This is a genomic window from Pseudomonas sp. Q1-7 (genome assembly GCF_028010285.1).
Lineage (GTDB): Bacteria > Pseudomonadota > Gammaproteobacteria > Pseudomonadales > Pseudomonadaceae > Metapseudomonas.
This window is the reverse complement of the sequence record NZ_CP116304.1, coordinates 2,685,116-2,701,322: the sequence shown is the minus strand read 5'-3', so window position 1 is coordinate 2,701,322 and position 16,207 is coordinate 2,685,116. Positions and strand designations below refer to the sequence as shown.

15 protein-coding genes are annotated in these 16,207 nt (G+C 61.2%); 5 read left to right on the top strand and 10 right to left on the bottom strand.

Annotated elements, in window-relative coordinates; all coding sequences use genetic code 11:
* Window positions 1–283 precede the first annotated feature (283 nt).
* The 4 genes from PJW05_RS12435 to gcvA all read right to left on the bottom strand — a co-directional run bounded on the left by PJW05_RS12435 (window position 284) and on the right by gcvA (window position 6,763).
* A complete protein-coding gene (locus PJW05_RS12435) occupies window positions 284–1,780 on the bottom strand; it encodes a CoA-acylating methylmalonate-semialdehyde dehydrogenase (protein ID WP_271412001.1) in 1,497 nt (498 codons plus the stop codon).
* A gap of 48 nt (window positions 1,781–1,828) precedes the next feature.
* Window positions 1,829–2,986 carry an iron-containing alcohol dehydrogenase gene (locus PJW05_RS12430; RefSeq protein ID WP_271412000.1) on the bottom strand — a complete coding sequence of 386 codons (1,158 nt, stop codon included), beginning with the start codon at window positions 2,984–2,986 and terminating at the stop codon, window positions 1,829–1,831.
* Window positions 2,987–3,125: 139 nt separating this feature from the next.
* Window positions 3,126–5,543, bottom strand: a complete 2,418-nt coding sequence (locus PJW05_RS12425; protein ID WP_271411999.1) for a CoA transferase — start codon at window positions 5,541–5,543, stop codon at window positions 3,126–3,128.
* A gap of 305 nt (window positions 5,544–5,848) precedes the next feature.
* Window positions 5,849–6,763 (bottom strand): transcriptional regulator GcvA, encoded by a 915-nt coding sequence (gene gcvA, locus PJW05_RS12420; protein WP_271411998.1) that lies wholly within the window; start codon window positions 6,761–6,763, stop codon window positions 5,849–5,851.
* A gap of 384 nt (window positions 6,764–7,147) precedes the next feature.
* On the opposite strand from gcvA, the gene PJW05_RS12415 reads away from it, so the two are divergent.
* The 5 genes from PJW05_RS12415 (at window position 7,148) to PJW05_RS12395 (ending at window position 10,536) form a co-directional block, all read left to right on the top strand.
* Entirely contained in the window at window positions 7,148–7,384 is a 237-nt protein-coding gene (locus tag PJW05_RS12415) for a hypothetical protein (protein ID WP_271411997.1), read from the top strand.
* A 63-nt stretch (window positions 7,385–7,447) separates the two neighbouring features.
* Window positions 7,448–8,185: a hypothetical protein gene (locus PJW05_RS12410; protein WP_271411996.1), complete on the top strand. Its 738-nt coding sequence runs from the start codon at window positions 7,448–7,450 to the stop codon at window positions 8,183–8,185.
* Window positions 8,186–8,319: 134 nt separating this feature from the next.
* Entirely contained in the window at window positions 8,320–8,940 is a 621-nt protein-coding gene (locus PJW05_RS12405; RefSeq protein WP_271411995.1) for a hypothetical protein, read from the top strand.
* A gap of 51 nt (window positions 8,941–8,991) precedes the next feature.
* Window positions 8,992–9,609, top strand: coding sequence for a hypothetical protein (locus PJW05_RS12400; RefSeq protein WP_271411994.1), 618 nt, complete (start codon window positions 8,992–8,994; stop codon window positions 9,607–9,609).
* A gap of 459 nt (window positions 9,610–10,068) precedes the next feature.
* The gene (locus tag PJW05_RS12395) at window positions 10,069–10,536 is read left to right on the top strand and encodes a BRO-N domain-containing protein (protein ID WP_271411993.1); all 468 of its coding nucleotides are present in this window, start codon (window positions 10,069–10,071) and stop codon (window positions 10,534–10,536) included.
* Between the two features lie 280 nt (window positions 10,537–10,816).
* On the opposite strand, the gene PJW05_RS12390 is transcribed toward PJW05_RS12395, so the two are convergent.
* The 6 genes from PJW05_RS12390 to PJW05_RS12365 form a co-directional block, all read right to left on the bottom strand.
* A complete protein-coding gene (locus tag PJW05_RS12390; protein ID WP_271411992.1) occupies window positions 10,817–11,827 on the bottom strand; it encodes a YeiH family protein in 1,011 nt (336 codons plus the stop codon).
* A complete protein-coding gene (locus tag PJW05_RS12385) occupies window positions 11,809–12,159 on the bottom strand; it encodes a Rieske (2Fe-2S) protein (RefSeq protein ID WP_271411991.1) in 351 nt (116 codons plus the stop codon). Before PJW05_RS12385 ends, PJW05_RS12390 begins: the two co-directional genes overlap by 19 nt.
* Entirely contained in the window at window positions 12,156–12,824 is a 669-nt protein-coding gene (locus PJW05_RS12380; protein ID WP_271411990.1) for a DsbA family protein, read from the bottom strand. The genes PJW05_RS12385 and PJW05_RS12380 overlap by 4 nt, the downstream gene beginning before the upstream one ends.
* Window positions 12,821–14,125 (bottom strand): MFS transporter, encoded by a 1,305-nt coding sequence (locus PJW05_RS12375; RefSeq protein WP_271411989.1) that lies wholly within the window; start codon window positions 14,123–14,125, stop codon window positions 12,821–12,823. Before PJW05_RS12375 ends, PJW05_RS12380 begins: the two co-directional genes overlap by 4 nt.
* Window positions 14,126–14,233: 108 nt before the next feature.
* Window positions 14,234–15,286, bottom strand: a complete 1,053-nt coding sequence (locus PJW05_RS12370) for a 3-keto-5-aminohexanoate cleavage protein (protein ID WP_271411988.1) — start codon at window positions 15,284–15,286, stop codon at window positions 14,234–14,236.
* 67 nt (window positions 15,287–15,353) lie between these two features.
* Window positions 15,354–16,202, bottom strand: a complete 849-nt coding sequence (locus tag PJW05_RS12365; RefSeq protein ID WP_271411987.1) for a TauD/TfdA dioxygenase family protein — start codon at window positions 16,200–16,202, stop codon at window positions 15,354–15,356.
* Between the last annotated feature and the right edge of the window lie 5 nt (window positions 16,203–16,207).

Below are 16,207 nucleotides of genomic sequence, written 5' to 3'. Positions count from 1 at the left end.
CCGGCGATCGGCCAGAAAGCTGACGTGAGGTCGCGCAGAGGGGAGGAGATAGCAGGGGCAGCGGAGCGAAAGCTTCTTGTGATTGTTGTTCATAGTCGTCTCTCGATTACGGGTTTTATTGTTGTGTTCGAGTTGAGTCGTCTTCGGTTGCCGGGGCGCCTTGATCAGATTGGCGTCACCCTTATGCGGCGGGGCTCGTTGGGCGGAGGTGGTTGCAGCGCCCCAACGAGACATGGCCAGATCCCCACCGGGCGTTGCCAACACCCGGTGGGGCATCCAGTCGCTACTTCATCGTCGGCATGGAGAACTCGACGCCTTCGCGCACGCCGGAGGACGGCCAGCGCTGGGTCACGGTCTTGCGGCGGGTATAGAAGCGAACCGCGTCCGGGCCATAGGCGTGCAGGTCGCCGAACAGCGAGCGTTTCCAACCGCCAAAGCTGTGGTAGGCCACGGGTACGGGCAGCGGGACGTTGATACCGACCATGCCGACCTTGATGTTGTCGGAGAAGTACCGGGCAGCCTCGCCATCGCGGGTGAAGATGCAGGTGCCGTTGCCGTACTCGTGGTTGTCGATCAGCGCCATGGCTTCTTTCATGCTGTTGACGCGAACAACCTGTAGCACGGGGCCAAAGATCTCTTCCTTGTAGCTGACCATTTCCGGCGTCACGCGATCGATCAGGGTGCCGCCCACGAAGAACCCATTCTCGTAACCCTGGACTCGGGGCTCGCGACCGTCGACCACGACAGTGGCGCCCTGCTCTTCCGCGCTGTCGATGTAGCCAATCACCTTCTGCTGATGCTGGCGGGTGATGACAGGGCCGAAATCGTTCTGGCTGTCGGTGTAGGCGCCGACTTTCAGGTTCTGCATGGCCGCCTGCATTTTTTCGACCAGCGCATCCGCCGCTGCATCCCCCACCGCCACGGCGACCGACAAGGCCATGCAGCGCTCGCCGGAAGAGCCGAAGGCCGCCCCGAGCAGTTGGTTAACAGCGTTGTCCATGTCTGCGTCGGGCATCACGATGGCGTGGTTCTTGGCACCCCCCAGCGCTTGGCACCGTTTGCCATGGGCCGTTGCGGTGGAATAGATGTACTCGGCCACCGGAGTCGAACCGACAAAACTCACCGCCTGAACGCGAGGGTCGCGCAGGAGGATGTCCACCGCTTCCTTGTCACCGTTCACCACGTTCAACACACCATTGGGCAGACCCGCTTCTTGCAGCAACTGGGCGATGAACAGGGTGGAGCTCGGATCGCGCTCGGAAGGCTTGAGGATGAAGCAGTTGCCGCTGGCAATCGCCATCGGGAACATCCACAGCGGCACCATCACCGGGAAGTTGAACGGCGTAATGCCGGCCACCACGCCCAACGGCTGGAACTCGCTCCAGGAGTCAATGTTCGGTCCAACGTTCTTGCTGTGCTCCCCCTTGAGAAGCTCGGCGATGCCACAGGCGTATTCGACGTTCTCGATACCGCGCTGCAGTTCACCGGCGGCGTCATGGGAGATCTTGCCGTGCTCCTCACCGATCATCTGGCAGATGGTGTCGGCGTTCTTCTCCAACAGTTCCTTGAAGCGGAACATCACCCGCGCACGTTTGATCGGCGGCGTATCGCGCCAGGCCGGGAAGGCGGCTTCAGCCGCGGCAATCGCACAATCCACGGTCTGGGCGGTGGCCAGTGCGACCTGGCGGGAAACTTCACCCGTAGCCGGGTTGAAGACATCCTGGGTGCGCTTGGCGGCAGTCGTGATCTGGCCGTTGATCAGGTGGCCTACAGTGTTCATCAGCGGATTCCTCGTACGTTCAGACAGGTTCGAAAATGGCGGTAGGACTTACCAGAGGCTGCGGTACAGCTCGACCATCTCGGTCTCGCTGGGTACGCGCGGGTTATTGCCAGGCGAGCCGGAGGCCAGCGCCTGACGAGCCATGGTCGGCATGAGCTCAAAGAATTGATTACGGTCGATGCCGAACTGCGCCGGCGTTGGCACGTTCAACTCAGCGTTGATCGCCTCCAGTTCAGCCAGGAGCTTCTCCACAGCGGCGTTGTCGCTGTCCGAGGCGGTCGCTACCCCCATCGCTCGCGCACAGTCGGCGTAGCGATCCCGGGCCGAGGGGATGGAGAACGCAGTAACCGCAGGCAGCAGCATGGCGTTCGACAGGCCATGCGGCACATGGAAGAACGCGCCGATCGGTCGGCTCATTCCATGCACCAATGCGACCGAGGCGGCCGAGAACGCCAACCCCGCCAGGGTCGAACCCAGCATCACCGCTTCCCGTGCCACCCGATCGTCACCCTGCGCATAGACCCGACGCAGGTTCGGCCCGATCAGACGCATTGCGGCCAGCGCCTGTGCATCGCTGAATAGATTGGCCTTCTTGCTGACATACGCCTCGATGGCATGGGTCAGCGCATCTATTCCGGTATCGGCAGTGACCCTCGGGGGCAGGCTCAGGGTCAGCTCGAAGTCCACCAGTGCGGCCACGGGCATGAAGCCCGCGCCGACGCAGAGCATCTTCTCGTCGCTTTTCTCGTCGGTGATGATGGTGAAACGAGTCACTTCCGAACCGGTGCCGGCAGTGGTTGGAATGGCGATGATCGGCAGGCCGGCCTCTGTAACGTTGCGCGGGAACTTGTAGTCGCGCATTTCACCACCGTGCTTGGCGAGGATGCCGATGGCCTTGGCACTGTCGATCGGGCTACCGCCGCCCAGTGCGATGATGCTGTCGTAGCCACCACTCCGAGCGGTTTCGACACCTGCCTGGATTGAGGCAACCGTGGGTTCCGGTACGGTATCGGAGAAGATGTCTGCATACAGACCGGTATCGGCGAGGGCATTTTGAATGCGCCCGGCGTAGCCCAGTTCAACCATCATGCGGTCGGTAATGATCAGCGGGCGCATGCAGCCCAGGCTGGCGAGGATCTGCGGGATCTGCAGGCTGGCGCCGGCTCCGGTCTGCAGAACGCGGGGAAGAATGCTTGAGTAAGTCATGATGAAATCTCTTTTCGCGGCATGAGCGAGCCCGCGAGCGGGCTTCGACGCTCGTTCTTGGAGAGGGTGAGGGCATCCTGGGGCGGTTCAGACCTCACACAGGGTCAGGTCTGAAGCGCGTGTTGGGTGGTCCTACCGGTTAGGTCGGCAGGTACTCGTCACTCCAGCTTTCGCTGATCGCCCCGATATCCAGCAGCATGCGAATCTGCTCAGCGCTGTAACCCAGTCGTTCAAGGACCTTGCGGGTAGAGGCGCCAAATTTCTCCGCCGGCGGCAGGGCACGAATGCGCGAAACGCGCGGGCGAATCGCATACGGGTCGAGCTGCGTGATCCGATGGCCGCTGGGATGATCGCCATACACGCTGAAGGCGTAGCTGCCGATGCTCGTGCCTGGCTGACCATCGGCCGCGCGGCTATAGCGTTGACGCAGATTGTCGATGTTGTCCGGCGCCGCAGCTGCGATGTTGGCCGCCTGCAGACGCGCCTGCAGCGTTTCGCTGGACATGCGGCCAAAGGCTTGGCCAAGGAAGGCCTCACGATCAGTCGCCGAAGCCACGCCTGCCAGTTCGGCAATAGCACCGAACTTGTCCAGGTCACTCTCGTCAGCATCCAGGTAAATCCAGCCGTCTGCTGTGCGATAGAAGCGCGACAACTCGCTGTAACCTACGGCGTCACGACCAGACGGCTCATCGAAGGGGCCGCGACCTGCGTAGTCGTAGCAGAACGGAATCTGGACCAGGTTACCCAGTGCCGCCAGAGAGGTGCGCGCGCGGAGGGCTTCGCCGGAGCGATGCTTGCGGTACAGCGCGGTCGCCACTCCCAGGGCTGCAGCGAAGCCGCACATCACGTCGATGGTACCGACGTGGGCGTGTTCTTCCGGGGTCTGCATGCCGCCGCCAAAGCGCAGCATGATGCCGGTGGTGGCCTGGATCAGATCGTCGTAACCCAGGTAGTCGGTACGCGGGCCACGGCGCGGGCCACCGAAGCAGTCGAGCTGGCAGAAGATCACACCAGGATTCACCGCCTGCAGGCTGGCCTCGTCCAGGCCCAGCGGGGCCAGTTGTCGATCCGGGGCGTTCATCACGATGACGTCCACTTCGCGGACCAGGCGGTTGAACACCTCGCGACCGTCGGCACTGTTGAGGTCGACCAGGATGCTTTCCTTGCCACGTGCGGAGGACAGGCCGAAGACGACCGTGTTCCACGGATCGTAATTGGGTACTGCCGGATCAAGCTTGATCACGTCCGCGCCGAAGCGACCGAGGAACGAGGTGGAGTGCGGACCGGCGATGACGTTGGTGAGGTCGAGGATCTTCACGCCGTCCAGCCAACCACCCTGCCCGTCCAGCTTCGGTGCCGGCAGAGTCGGAGTCGGACGCTCCTGCAGCGTTGCCAGCGCCTCATCGAAAGTAACGTCACGACGGGAAACCGGCTTGAGCATCGGTTCTGCACAGCCTTCCAACCATGCCACCGGCCCGGGTTGTTTCATTACCCCGTACTCGCGGTCCGTCACCTCGACTACCAGACCGGCCGTGTTGGCGTGCTCGTCGTGCAGCCATTCCTGAGTGGAACGGTGTGGAGCCCCAGGGAAACGCCCTTCGCCGAAGATCACCTCCCACTCGGCAGCAGTCTTGGTGAGGAATACTTCCTTCATCCGTGCGGAGATACGCGCGGCCCAATCTGCGGGCAACGGGTAGACACCCAGGGAAGCATTGCCTTCCCACTGATCGATCGGCAGGTACGGGTTGTCCACCTTGGGCAGGCCCGCGGCGAGCATCTCCTCGTACAGCCCCATGGCCTGCAGGCAGCGCTTGGCATGGTCCCGGTGCGAAGGACAGACCGCATAAAACTTGCGGCCGTCGGCGCATTCGTAGGTGCGGTAGAAGGGATCCAGGTACTCCTGCAGCTCCTCATAACTGAGGTTCATCGGCAGGTTCTCCGCCCTGCGCCGCTCGCTTTCTTTCTCGCGCAAGGTCTTGTATCGCAGCGGATAGCCGTCGATCTTGATGGAGTTGTAGGAAAGCCCTTCCATCACCGCCGCGGAAAGCGGCACTTCAATCTCATCACCGACGCCACTTTTTTCGCGCGCCTGCAGAGCCAATACCACGGCCGACACTGCGAGCATGGTGCCGTAGGCGGAGGCCAGGGGCAGCGGAGAGAAGCTCGGGTTGATCCCCATCAGCACCCGGTTCTGGCCCATGTCGGTGAACACGCCAGAGGCTGACGCGATTACCGCCTCGGTGGCGCGCCACTCACGACGCAACTCATCGTTGCTGGCGAAACCGGGGATGGAAAGTGTGATCAGTTCCGGGCGGCTACGCCGCAATTCAGAGAAGCTCAGGCCCAGGTCTACCATCACACCCGGACGAAAGTTCTCGATCACCACATCCGCCTTCGCGACCAGTTCGCGAGCCTGGCGCAGACCATCGGCACTCTTCAGATCCAGACGCATGCACAGCTTGTTGCGGTTGAGTGTGGCGTTGGCTGGACTGTCCCAGAGCGGCCCCGTCGGCGGATCGATATGAATGACGGTGGCACCGAGATCGGCGAGGATCATCGCTACCGCGGGACCGGCGATGTACTGGCCGAAGTCGATAACGTTGACGCCCTGCAGGGGCAGTTGCTTAGCGTTTCCCATGAGGTAACCCTATCTAGCGCCGAGTCGGCCAGGCAGACCGACCACGGTTAATTGTTGTTGTCGATGTCTTGCGTAAACCGGTCACCTGACCTGACTAGCAGGGCCATCGGCTTGCGATCTGGGGGCTACTTTCGGGAAAACGTCTGCCAGGGAAAAGCAATAAAAAATGGCCCTAAGGGGCCATTATTCTTATGGATGTCGAGCGGAGCTTATTGCAGTCGGCGTCAAGCATTCGCGGAGTCTGCTTCTGCGCGGAAGGCCTGCGCCTCACCGGTCAACCATTCGGCAAATGCAGCAACATCGGGATTGATAACGCTGTGCGGGGTGTACACGAGATAGAAGGCCTCCTGTGTGGCGACCGTGCTGCCCAGTGGAGCAATGAGGCGGCCACTTTGCAGCAGGTGGTGCACGAGCGATGAGCGGGCCAAGGCCACGCCTTGGCCCAATTCCGCCACCTCAAGCGCGGAAATCAGCGTGTCGAATTGCAACCCCTGGGAGGAGTCAACGCTGTCCGCGCGGTTCTTCTTGAGCCAATAGCCCCAACCTTCTTCGTAACCCAGCACATGCAACAGTTCGTGGTGGGCCAGATCCAGCGGGCGATTCAAGGGCCTTTCGGCCGTTGGGAGACTGGGAGAGCACACCGGCTGCAGGGTATCCCAGGTGAGTCGCTCGGATTTCATACCCGGCCAACGCCCTTGCCCGTAGCGAATCTCCAGGTCCGAATCCGACGCGGAGTCATCTACCCAGATATTGCTGTCGATTCGGATGTTCACGTGGGGATAGTGAGCACGAAAACGCGGCAAGCGCATCGCTAGCCAGTGCGTGAAGAACACCAGACTGGTTCGCAGGACCAATACACGTCGATGCCCCTGGCCAAAAATTTCATCAGTAGCCGCTGCCAAACGTTCCACCGACTCACGCACCACGGGAAAGTAAGACATGCCCGCTTCCGTGAGCTCCAGACCGCGCGGCAAACGCTTAAACAGGGCTGTGCCCAGCTGCGACTCCAAGGCCTTGAGTTGCTGGCTGATCGCGGCTTGGGTGAGGTTCAGCTCCTGGGCTGCGTGGGTGAAGTTAAGGTGGCGGGCAGACGCTTCAAACGCGCGGAGCCAGTTCAATGGAGGTAAGCGCTTTTTCATGTGCAGCTCGCAAGGTTCAATTGCCTCAGATGGTAAATGGCCGGAGCACACAACGAAATCAGCGTGGAACGCCGATGCGGTCCCGATTGGAAAGATGGTCCACATCGCTGTGGCTGAACATGACCGCGACTGAAGCGTCAATTCAACGCGGCTCTCAAAAAGCCACGCTATTGTCCTCGTTGGGTCGAAAGTATCCCTATCGAACGGCAGCTATGGGGCGACTTCTGCCGGTCACGATGGGCAGAAATCGACCAAAGGCAGTCATTCGATGGGCCGGCAAAAGCAAGGGTGTCTCACCGCTTAATTCCTACTGATCTGGTCTCCACATGGCTTCCCCTGGCTGTTGTCTAATATGAAGCGTGGCGCTTCAGGGGAGGCATCCAAATGGATGAGGAAATGTTCAAGCGGTGTGTGGCATTTGCTATAGCTCGATATGCATGGCAGTTGAAGCTTCTCGGCGTTCCGGAAAGAGAGGAAGCCGGGAAAGAGTTCGACAAGCGGGCATGGGATATCAGGGAGAAGAGGGAAACTGCCAACTCCCTGGAATTTGCCTGCATCTATGAAGCCACTAGGCCAGGATCTGGCGCATGGGCACTACTCCAGCCGGGGTTGTTGAGGTAAGTTTAAGTATTCGCCACGGTAGTAGTTTCTACGAGCTAAACACTGGGGGATCAAGGAGGAAATATGCGCACTTCAACACTGTTGCTTCTGCTCTTTCTGCATCCATCTCTCATATGGTCACAAGAAATCGTTAGCGGCGATATGCATGCAGTGATTAATACCGACGGGAGCATTAGTTACTATCTAAAGATTGCGCCAGATGAAATAAGAAAAAGCACCACCCCCTCCATAAGCAAGCCCGCTATTAAGCAGATAGTAGGTGACAATAAGGCTTCCCCAAAAGCCTTTGAGGTATTCGGTGCTGACAATGAATTGGCGGGATATTACGTATCACCTGCCTCATCCGAGAGAATTGAGCCAGTTGCAATGGCGATTAACAGGGGCTACACCGCAAAGGCAGTGTCCTATGACTCATTGCCAGAATCATTTAGCCAAGTGTACAAGTTTACAAACAAAAAAGGCGAAATTGGAGGAGCATGGTTGCCTGCCAGTGAAAGTTACGGGGCATCTGCGCTTGGCAATATAATCCCAGTCGAATGGTCCACATCAAAACTTGACGCACCCTCAAAAACAACGCCGTCGCCAGCAAGCAACATTCCAGTACCTAAAGAAGACTTCATAGAGGCCTTAAGGGAATCTATGCTTCAGCAGGCAATTTTACTTGCTTGTAAATCAAAGATTACACCTAAGGAAATTGCAGTTACGGCCGGTCTCGCTGCGTCAGTTGGTTTTATTGTAGGTGGAGAAGGCACTATATCTTTTCAAGCAACGTGGGAAACAGAAAAACTATGCAGACTCTAAACATCAAATGCACCAAGGCAGAAAAAGCGCCTCTCTTTACTCGCTCAGCCTTTTGCTACCGATGATGCGAGGTGTTAGCGATGGTTTTTTAACGCCCCACGCGGGGCCCTAATTTCATAGTGCTAGAGGTAAAAATGCTAAGCATTGAGTTTGGAGATATCGCAACATGGATAGCAACCGCAGTAGCAATTGCATCAGCAATTGCAGCTGCAAAATCCTCAAAGGCAGCAGAGAAACAACAACAAGAAGCCACGCGCCAAGCCAGAAGTAGTGCAGAGATTCTCGAAAAGGAGCATGACCTGAAGCTTCGCGAATGGACAGATCAATTTTTCAACTCTACACGCGTGTGGGGAGAGGAAGTATGTGCCGCGATCTCCGAAGCCACGCACATCTCAGAGCACCCGGAGCTAAATGGGGAGCACAAGAGGCCAGTGCTAATTAAGTTAAGCACCCTCATCGACACAGGCCGCTGGTACTTTCCCAATCAATGGGCCGATGACTACGGCACACACAAAGAGCCAGCTTACCGCGGGGTACGCCAACCGGTTCTAGATTGTGTTGTGGCCGCGTATGATGCGTTAAAAGAATCGGGACCAGAATACGACGCAAAGTCAGAGCTGGTTATGTGTCAGCGCGAATTCGTAAGCCATATCCAAGGGGTTCTAGACCCGAGAAAACGGGAGCAAGAAATAAAGAAGATCCTTCTCGAGTTTGAGGTTTCCGAGCGCCTTAGAATGGCTCCAGGCAAGCGCTAACAACTCATTCAATTGCCGATCAATTCGTTCGCCGGACGTTAGGTTGACCTCATGACCGAACCAAGACACGCAACAGTCAGTCTAGATAAAGAGCAAGTAAGATACCTTAAGCTTGCGGCAGTTCGAGGGCAATATTATTTCGAGCGAATAAGCGTTGCCTTGGCGGTTCGACTCTTAGATTCATCTAACCCAAGATTTGACAGATTTGCTGTTCTTGACGAAATAAATTATCTAGAAGGCATAACAAAGGCATCGCGAACCAAGCCGGAATCCCAATTCAAAAAATTACCACTCTTCCCCTTTTGGCATAAGCACTTTTTCTCTGCACAACACTTAATTAAGAATATTGGCATCCGGTGGAATATGCCTAATTATGGAAATCGGGATCTGGATAAAATGATTAGCGATGTAGCTAAAGCACATGGCGACGACCCAGACGCCTGGCCAGGCTATCTAGCTCACAAACTCGTAATAGATGGATTCACAGAGCGTACCAAAAGGGGACTGACTGGCGATTGGTTAATATATGCAAAACATGAGGACAAGAATTACTACCTAGACCTAGCTACTCACGAGGAGGGAATTGGAGAGCACGCCCACACTCTTTTCCAGAAGTTAAAGAACGGAAGCCAAGCAGAGTTTCCATTCTTATTTCCGGAAAAACCCTAACAATGAACTCAACTGTCTCTAACTTCGTTCTCTGGACAGTCAAAATCTGCACGTTTCCTGCCTGTTAGCTTTATCGTTAGCGTCCGCTATTGGCCGATCTCTGCCGGTCCCCTCCGGCCGCGCTGGGTCATAATCCGCCCTCATCACTCCCCTCCCCTTGCCGTCCTGCGCCTCCATCCCTATCCTGCCCCGGCCACGGTCAATCCCGTGGCCGGGTTTGACAGCCCGACAGCTAGGCGCGATTGCGCCGCAAGGTGCATGCGAAAAACGGCGGACGTTTTTTGCAGGCTCTTGCTCGCATGCAGTTTTCTGAACTGCACTGCTCTATGGCGGATCGCGCGGGGAGGCCCTCGTGGTCTGCCGGGTCCTAGCTCCGGTCTGTCAACCCCGCGTGATCCGTCACCCTTCGAATGACAGCGGACGGTGACGACTCCAGAGACCTTAGCTAGGAGTTCCACCATGCACGACGCATATACCCCCCTCGTTTTCTTCCACCATGCCCATCGCCTGCGCGCCGTGATGGTCGACAACCAGCCCTGGTTTGTCGCCCAAGATTTCGCCCGGCTGCTGGGCCACCCCGACGCCCTCGCCTTGCTGGCGGCCCTGGCGCCGCACGAGCAACGGACGCTCCGCCTGGCGTACACCCGCGACGCTCATGAAGAGGTCTCGGCCATCAGCGATTTCGGCGCCTACAAGGTGCTGTTCCGGTTCGGCGAGCCAGGGCACGGCGATATCGGCCGTTGGTTGAGCGAGGTGCTGGTGCCGACGCTGCATGACTATCACCGGGTGCCGGATGCGGCGCCGCGCCGTGACGTCGTGAATGTTCAGGGCCGGCGGATCGGGGTGGTCAAGTGGCAGGGCGAGGTCTGGGTGGCCTGGCGGGATTTGCCGGCCCTGATGGCTTCGGGCAAGGAGGTGTCGGCATGAGCATCGACTTCGGTCTGCGTCGACGGCGGGAGGGAACTCCCGGCCCCATTCTGAAAGCGTGCTGATGGATGTGGAACATCGCCGGGCTTCGCAGGCTCGGCAGCCGCCCTGCCCTCATACGCCTGGGCAGAGCCGGTGACTCATGACCATGCCCTGAGGACGCGGTTTCTCACGCTCAAAAAAAAACCGCGCTGCGGAGCCCGTCCCACGAGGCTCCGGCGCGGTAAATGCCCGCTGTGGCAGGCGTCGATGACCCCCTCACGGGAGCAGGAGTAAGTCTTCAGAACCCCCAGTGCAGCATCGCCAGCACCAGGGCGGCGAGGAACGCGGTTTCACCCACCATCAGCAGGATCGGCTTGATGCCGACGCTGGCCAGCTCCCTGAGCTGGGTTTTCATGCCCAGGGCGCTGATGGCGATCACCAGGCACCAGCGCGACAGTTCGTTGCCGGCGTCCTGTACTTGAGCCGGAATGACGCCCGTGCTGTTGACCGCAGCCAGCACCACGAAGCCCACGGCGAACCAGGGCAGCAGCGGCGGCCGTTTGGTGCCCGGCTCGGCGCCACGCAGGCGGGTGATCATGGCGGCGCAGAGAATCACCGGCAGGAGCATGGCCACGCGCATCAGCTTGACCACGGTGGCGCTGTCGCCCGTTTCGGGGGACATGCTGTAGCCCGCGCCGACCACCTGGGCCACGTCGTGGATGGTGCCGCCGATGAACAGGCCGGCGTGCAACGGCGAGAGGTCGAAGGCCTCGGCGATCATCGGATAGAGGATCATCGCCAGGGTGGACAGCGCCGACACGCCGATCACGGTGAACAGGGTGGCGCGTTCCTTCTGCGCATGGGCCGGCAGCGCCGCCGCCAGGGCCAGGGCCGCCGAGGCGCCGCAGATGGCCGTGGCGCCGCCGGTGAGCAGGCCGAACAGGCTGTTGAATCCGAGAAGACGCGCCGCCGCGACTGACACGAGGATGGTGACCACCACCAGTGCCACCACCATGGCGACTGGCTGCCAGCCGAGGGACGCGATCTGTTCCAGGGTGATGCGGATTCCCAGCAGCGCCACCCCGACCCGCAACACTTCGCGGGCGGTGAATTCGATACCGGGCTTGCACTTGTTGTCGGCCGCCAGGAAGTTCACCGAGAGGCCCAGCAGCAGGGCGAAGAGCATCACCGGGGCACCGTAGTGCTCGGAAAGGAAGGTCGCCGCCGCGGCGACCATGGCGCTGACGATCACGCCGGGCATCAGCACCCGGCTGCGCGATCCCAGCGCGGCTATTGTGGTTGCGGACATACAGAACGTTCCTGCGGCCGGGGCCGCGACAGATCGATGAAACAACGGCCCTGCTCCAGCTCCACCGCGTAGGTGGCGACGCCGAAGCCTTTCACGCCGGGCACGCAGCCGGTGGCCAGGTCGAAGCGCAGGCCGTGGGCCGGGCAGCGCAGCAGGCGCCCTTCCAGGCGGCCGCCGAACAGCGAGGCACCGTTATGCGGGCAGCCTTCGTCTATGGCGTAGAGCGCACCGCCCTGGTTGAACAGCACCAAGGACTTGCCCTCATGGCGGAACAGGCTGCGACCGCCCTCCGGCGGCACCTTTTCCGCGGGGACTTCAACCCGGCTGGTCATGACGCGCGGGCCTCGGGCGCCGCGCGCAGGTCAAGGGCGCGCTGCAGTTGGGCGAGCATCAGCCACGGCGGTTGCGCGCCGGCCAGTTGGATACGCTGGTCGATCACGAACGACGGCACCGCGGTGGTGGACGGCACGCGCTCGCTGCCCTCGAAGGGGCGGCCATCGTCGAGCAGCACGGTTTCCAGACGCTGCGGGTCGAATCCGCACTGCCGGGCCAGGCGCAGCAGCAGGTCGCGGTCGCCCAGGTCCTCGCCACGCTGGAAGTAGCTGGCGAACAGTTGCTCCAGCAGTGCGTCGATCTGGCGCTCGCTGCCCTGCGCCATGGCCAGTTCCAGCAGGCGATGGGCGTTGGCGGTGTTGGGCATGCGCTGAATGCTCTTCAGGTCGATGTCCACGTCGGCATGGTAGGCGGCTTCCTTCACCTGCTGCTGGCGCGCCCGCACCGCGTCTTCGCTGCCCAGCCGCTGGATGTAGAAGTCCATGAACGGCACGCCGTCCACCGGCAGTTGCGGCAGCAGTTGCACACCGCGCCACTGCAGGCTCACCGGTGCCTCCGGGCGGCTCCTGGCGAGCACCGCCAGGGCTTTCTCCAGGTTGCGCTTGCCGATCAGGCACCAGGGGCAGATGAAGTCGAAGGTCATTTCGACCAACAGAGGGGTCATGGGCGCTCCTCGCTGGCCATCATTGGCGCCAGCTTCTGGATGTCGCGGTGGTAGTGACGCTTGCCGTAGCAGAACACCAGAGCCGCGGCGATGCTGATCAGCGGGATCAGCTGGAAGGCGCGGTCGAGGCCGAAATGGTCGGCCAGCACGCCGGTGAGATAGGGGCCGGGGGCCAGGCCCAGCAGGTTGTTGGCCAGGGTCAGGGTGGCGAAAGCCGTGCCGTGGATCGAGAAGTGGGTCAGGTTGGCGACCATGGCGCCCGCCGGACCGGACGTTCCGGTGGCCACCAGCATGGCCAGGCCGATGACCACCAACTGCGCCACGCCGGGCGCCATGCGGAAGGCCACGGACAGCAGCACGCAGCTGATCAGGCAGTAGGCGATGGCCAGGACGATCTTGCGGTCCGGGGCGTTGCGGCACAGGCGGTCGCTGAGGATGCCGCAGAGGATCATGCCGGCGCCGCCGGTGAGGACGATGATGGCCGAGACCACGCCGGCCTGGTCGGTGCCCATGTGGTAGTAGCGATTCAGGAAACTCGGGAACCAGACCATCACCGCCGCGCCGACGAACAGCTGCAGGCCGCTGCCGATATAGGCGCAGAGCACCGAGCGGCTGGCGAACAGGGTCTTCAGCGGACGACGGCAGGGCGCTTCGTCATTGCCATTCGCCTTGGGCAGCGGCTGGCCGAGGCGCTTCTGCTTGACCACCAGCGGGTAGAGGGTGGCCAGGACCATGCCGAAGAACGCCATGCCGGCGAAGGACCAGCGCCAGCCCAGGTGCTCGGCGAGGATGCCGCCCAGGGCCATGCCCAGTACCGAGCCGAACATGCCGCCGGCCATGAAGGCGCCGGTGAGCGTGGCGCGCATGTGCTTGGGAAATACCGACAGCACCACGGCGATGCCGACGCTGCCGTAGGCGGCCTCGCCCACACCCACCAGGAAGCGGGCGATGAACATGTGTTCGTAGTTTTCCGCCAGGCCGCAGCCCAGGGTCGCCAGGCTCCAGAGCATGGCCATCAGCACCAGGCTCTTCACCCGGCCCCAGCGGTCAGCCAGCAGCGACAGGGGGAAGGTCAGCAGGCCGACCATCAGCGCGACGATGCCGCTGAGCAGGCCAAGCTGGGAATCGGTCAGGGCCCATTCGGATTTGAGCAGCGGGAATACCGCGTTGAGGACCTGCCGCGACATGTAATCGGAAATCAGCAGGCCGAACGTCAGGGCGAATACGACCCAGGCGTAGGTGCGGGGGACATTCACGGCCGACTCTTCGAAGTCAGCGGTGGCGGCAGAATGAAAAGCCATGGCGATACCTTGGATATGCGTTTTTTTGTTCTTGTCACGCGAGTCGGCGGGACGGCGGGTTACCGTCCCACCCTGGCCGGCCTTGTGGGCCGGCACGGGCCGCGCAGGTCAGGCACGCATGGGGACGTGTTTCTGGCCCGGCTGGCGGTTCGGCGCCATACCGTTCATGCGCAGGGTTTCTTCCACGTCCTTGTACTCCACGCCGATCTTGTAGATCTCGCGTGCTTCCTTGCCGCTGGCGATTTCGCGGCCCAGCTCGTGGGCGATGCGCACGGTCTGCTGGATCTGCTGCACGGAGGTGAAGCGCTTGCCGTGCTGGTCGATGATGGTGTCTTCGATGCCGACGCGCGGGTGCAGGCCCATGGCCAGGGCCATGGTGTTGAACGGCAGCACGTTCTTCAGCAGCGACTCGGCAGTCAGCGTACCGCCGTTCGGCGCACGGTGAATGAAGTTGAAGAAGTTGAACGGGTTGGGGCCGTCGAAGCCGCCGCCGATGCCGATCCAGGTCAGGTTCAGCGGGCCCTTGTAGACGCCCTTGCGCACCAGGCGCTCAAGGGTTTCCAGGGCGTGCATGCCGGTGAGCTGGAAGTGCGGCTGGATGCCGTTGGCCATCAGGCGCTTGAGGTGTTCCTCGACCCAGGCCGGGCCGGCCGGCACGGTCATTTCGCTGTAGGCCGCCTGGTACATCGGGTTTTCCAGGGAGGTGCCCTTCAGGTACTCCGGGTAGAGGAGTTCCATGATGTTCATCTGGGTGGTGTTGATGGCCACGGTGACCTGGTCGGGCTTCGGAGTCAGCTCGGCCAGCATGTGGCGGGTGTCGTCGGACAGCCACTTGGCCGCCTCGCCTTCGCTCTCGGGGGCGAAGGAGATGGAGCCGCCAACCTGGATGATCATGTCCGGCACGGCTTCGCGCACGCCGGCGATCAGCTCGTTGAACTTCGACAGGCGCTTGGAGCCGGTGCCGTCCAGTTCACGCACGTGCAGGTGGAGCACGGTGGCGCCGGCCTCGTAGCAGTCGACGGCCTTCTGGATCTGCTCATCCATGGTCACCGGGATGTCTTCCGGGAAGTCCGCCGGCATCCACTCGGGGCCGTAGGGCGCCACGGTGATGACCACCTTTTCCATGTTTTCCGGGTGCAGCGAATCGTCGAAGAATTGCATGTGAATGCCCTCGGTTAGTTGTTATTCAAGGGGCCTGGCCGTGCGCGGCACGGCCGGGCGGCAGAAATCAGAAGGTGCTGTCGCCGATGATCCCGGCGCGTTCCATCTTGCGAACGCAGGGCGGGTAATCCATCACGGCGTAGTGCTGGGTGGAGCGGTTGTCCCAGATCGCCACGCTGTTCGGCTTCCAGCGCCAGCGCACCTGGTACTCCGGGATGTAGGCCTGGCTGACCAGGTAGCGCAGCAGGTCGCTGCCGCCCATGCTGTAGTCCTGCCCGTAGCGGACGTGCTCCGGGGTATGGAAGTTGGTGAAGTGGGTGGCGAAGGCGTTGACGAAGAGCACTTTCTCGCCGGTTTCCGGGTGGGTGCGCACCACGGGGTGCTCCGCGTCCGGGAACTGGGCCTTGAGTGCCAGGCGCTTCTCCAGCGGCATGGCGGCGCCAAAGCTCGCTTCGATGCTGTGGCGGGCGCGCAGGCCGGCGATACGCTGTTTCACGTCTTCCGGCAGTTTCTCGTAGGCCAGGGCCATGTTCGCCCACATGGTGTCGCCGCCCACCGGCGGGCACTCCACGCAACGCAGCACGCAGCCCATGGGCGGTGCCTCGCGCCAGGTGGCATCGGTGTGCCAGGCGTTCTCGTAGCGGTCGTTGGGCTGGCCAGGCTCCTTGTAGATGCGTACCAGGCCCGGATGCTCCGGGTCGCTGCCGGCCACCGGGTGGTCTTCCAGTTCGCCGAAGCGGCGGGCGAAGGCCACATGTTCGGCGCGACTGATGTCCTGGTCGCGCAGGAACAGCACCTTGTGCTGCAGCAGCAGCGCCTTGATCTCGGCGAACAGGCCGTCGTCACGGGAGGCGTCGCCCAGGTTCACGCCGCTGATCTCGGCGCCGATGGCGCACGTGAGTTGCTCGACTTTCATGGCCA

Excerpts from the sequence above, each read along its gene's own strand:
- PJW05_RS12435 (WP_271412001.1), bottom strand. The coding sequence starts at position 1,780 with ATGAACACTGTAGGCCACCTGATCAACGGCCAGATCACGACTGCCGCC.
- PJW05_RS12430 (WP_271412000.1), bottom strand. The coding sequence starts at position 2,986 with ATGACTTACTCAAGCATTCTTCCCCGCGTTCTGCAGACCGGAGCCGGC.
- PJW05_RS12425 (WP_271411999.1), bottom strand. The coding sequence starts at position 5,543 with ATGATCCTCGCCGATCTCGGTGCCACCGTCATTCATATCGATCCGCCG.
- gcvA (WP_271411998.1), bottom strand. The coding sequence starts at position 6,763 with ATGAAAAAGCGCTTACCTCCATTGAACTGGCTCCGCGCGTTTGAAGCG.
- PJW05_RS12415 (WP_271411997.1), top strand. The coding sequence starts at position 7,148 with ATGGATGAGGAAATGTTCAAGCGGTGTGTGGCATTTGCTATAGCTCGA.
- PJW05_RS12410 (WP_271411996.1), top strand. The coding sequence starts at position 7,448 with ATGCGCACTTCAACACTGTTGCTTCTGCTCTTTCTGCATCCATCTCTC.
- PJW05_RS12405 (WP_271411995.1), top strand. The coding sequence starts at position 8,320 with ATGCTAAGCATTGAGTTTGGAGATATCGCAACATGGATAGCAACCGCA.
- PJW05_RS12400 (WP_271411994.1), top strand. The coding sequence starts at position 8,992 with ATGACCGAACCAAGACACGCAACAGTCAGTCTAGATAAAGAGCAAGTA.
- PJW05_RS12395 (WP_271411993.1), top strand. The coding sequence starts at position 10,069 with ATGCACGACGCATATACCCCCCTCGTTTTCTTCCACCATGCCCATCGC.
- PJW05_RS12390 (WP_271411992.1), bottom strand. The coding sequence starts at position 11,827 with ATGTCCGCAACCACAATAGCCGCGCTGGGATCGCGCAGCCGGGTGCTG.
- PJW05_RS12385 (WP_271411991.1), bottom strand. The coding sequence starts at position 12,159 with ATGACCAGCCGGGTTGAAGTCCCCGCGGAAAAGGTGCCGCCGGAGGGC.
- PJW05_RS12380 (WP_271411990.1), bottom strand. The coding sequence starts at position 12,824 with ATGACCCCTCTGTTGGTCGAAATGACCTTCGACTTCATCTGCCCCTGG.
- PJW05_RS12375 (WP_271411989.1), bottom strand. The coding sequence starts at position 14,125 with ATGGCTTTTCATTCTGCCGCCACCGCTGACTTCGAAGAGTCGGCCGTG.
- PJW05_RS12370 (WP_271411988.1), bottom strand. The coding sequence starts at position 15,286 with ATGCAATTCTTCGACGATTCGCTGCACCCGGAAAACATGGAAAAGGTG.
- PJW05_RS12365 (WP_271411987.1), bottom strand. The coding sequence starts at position 16,202 with ATGAAAGTCGAGCAACTCACGTGCGCCATCGGCGCCGAGATCAGCGGC.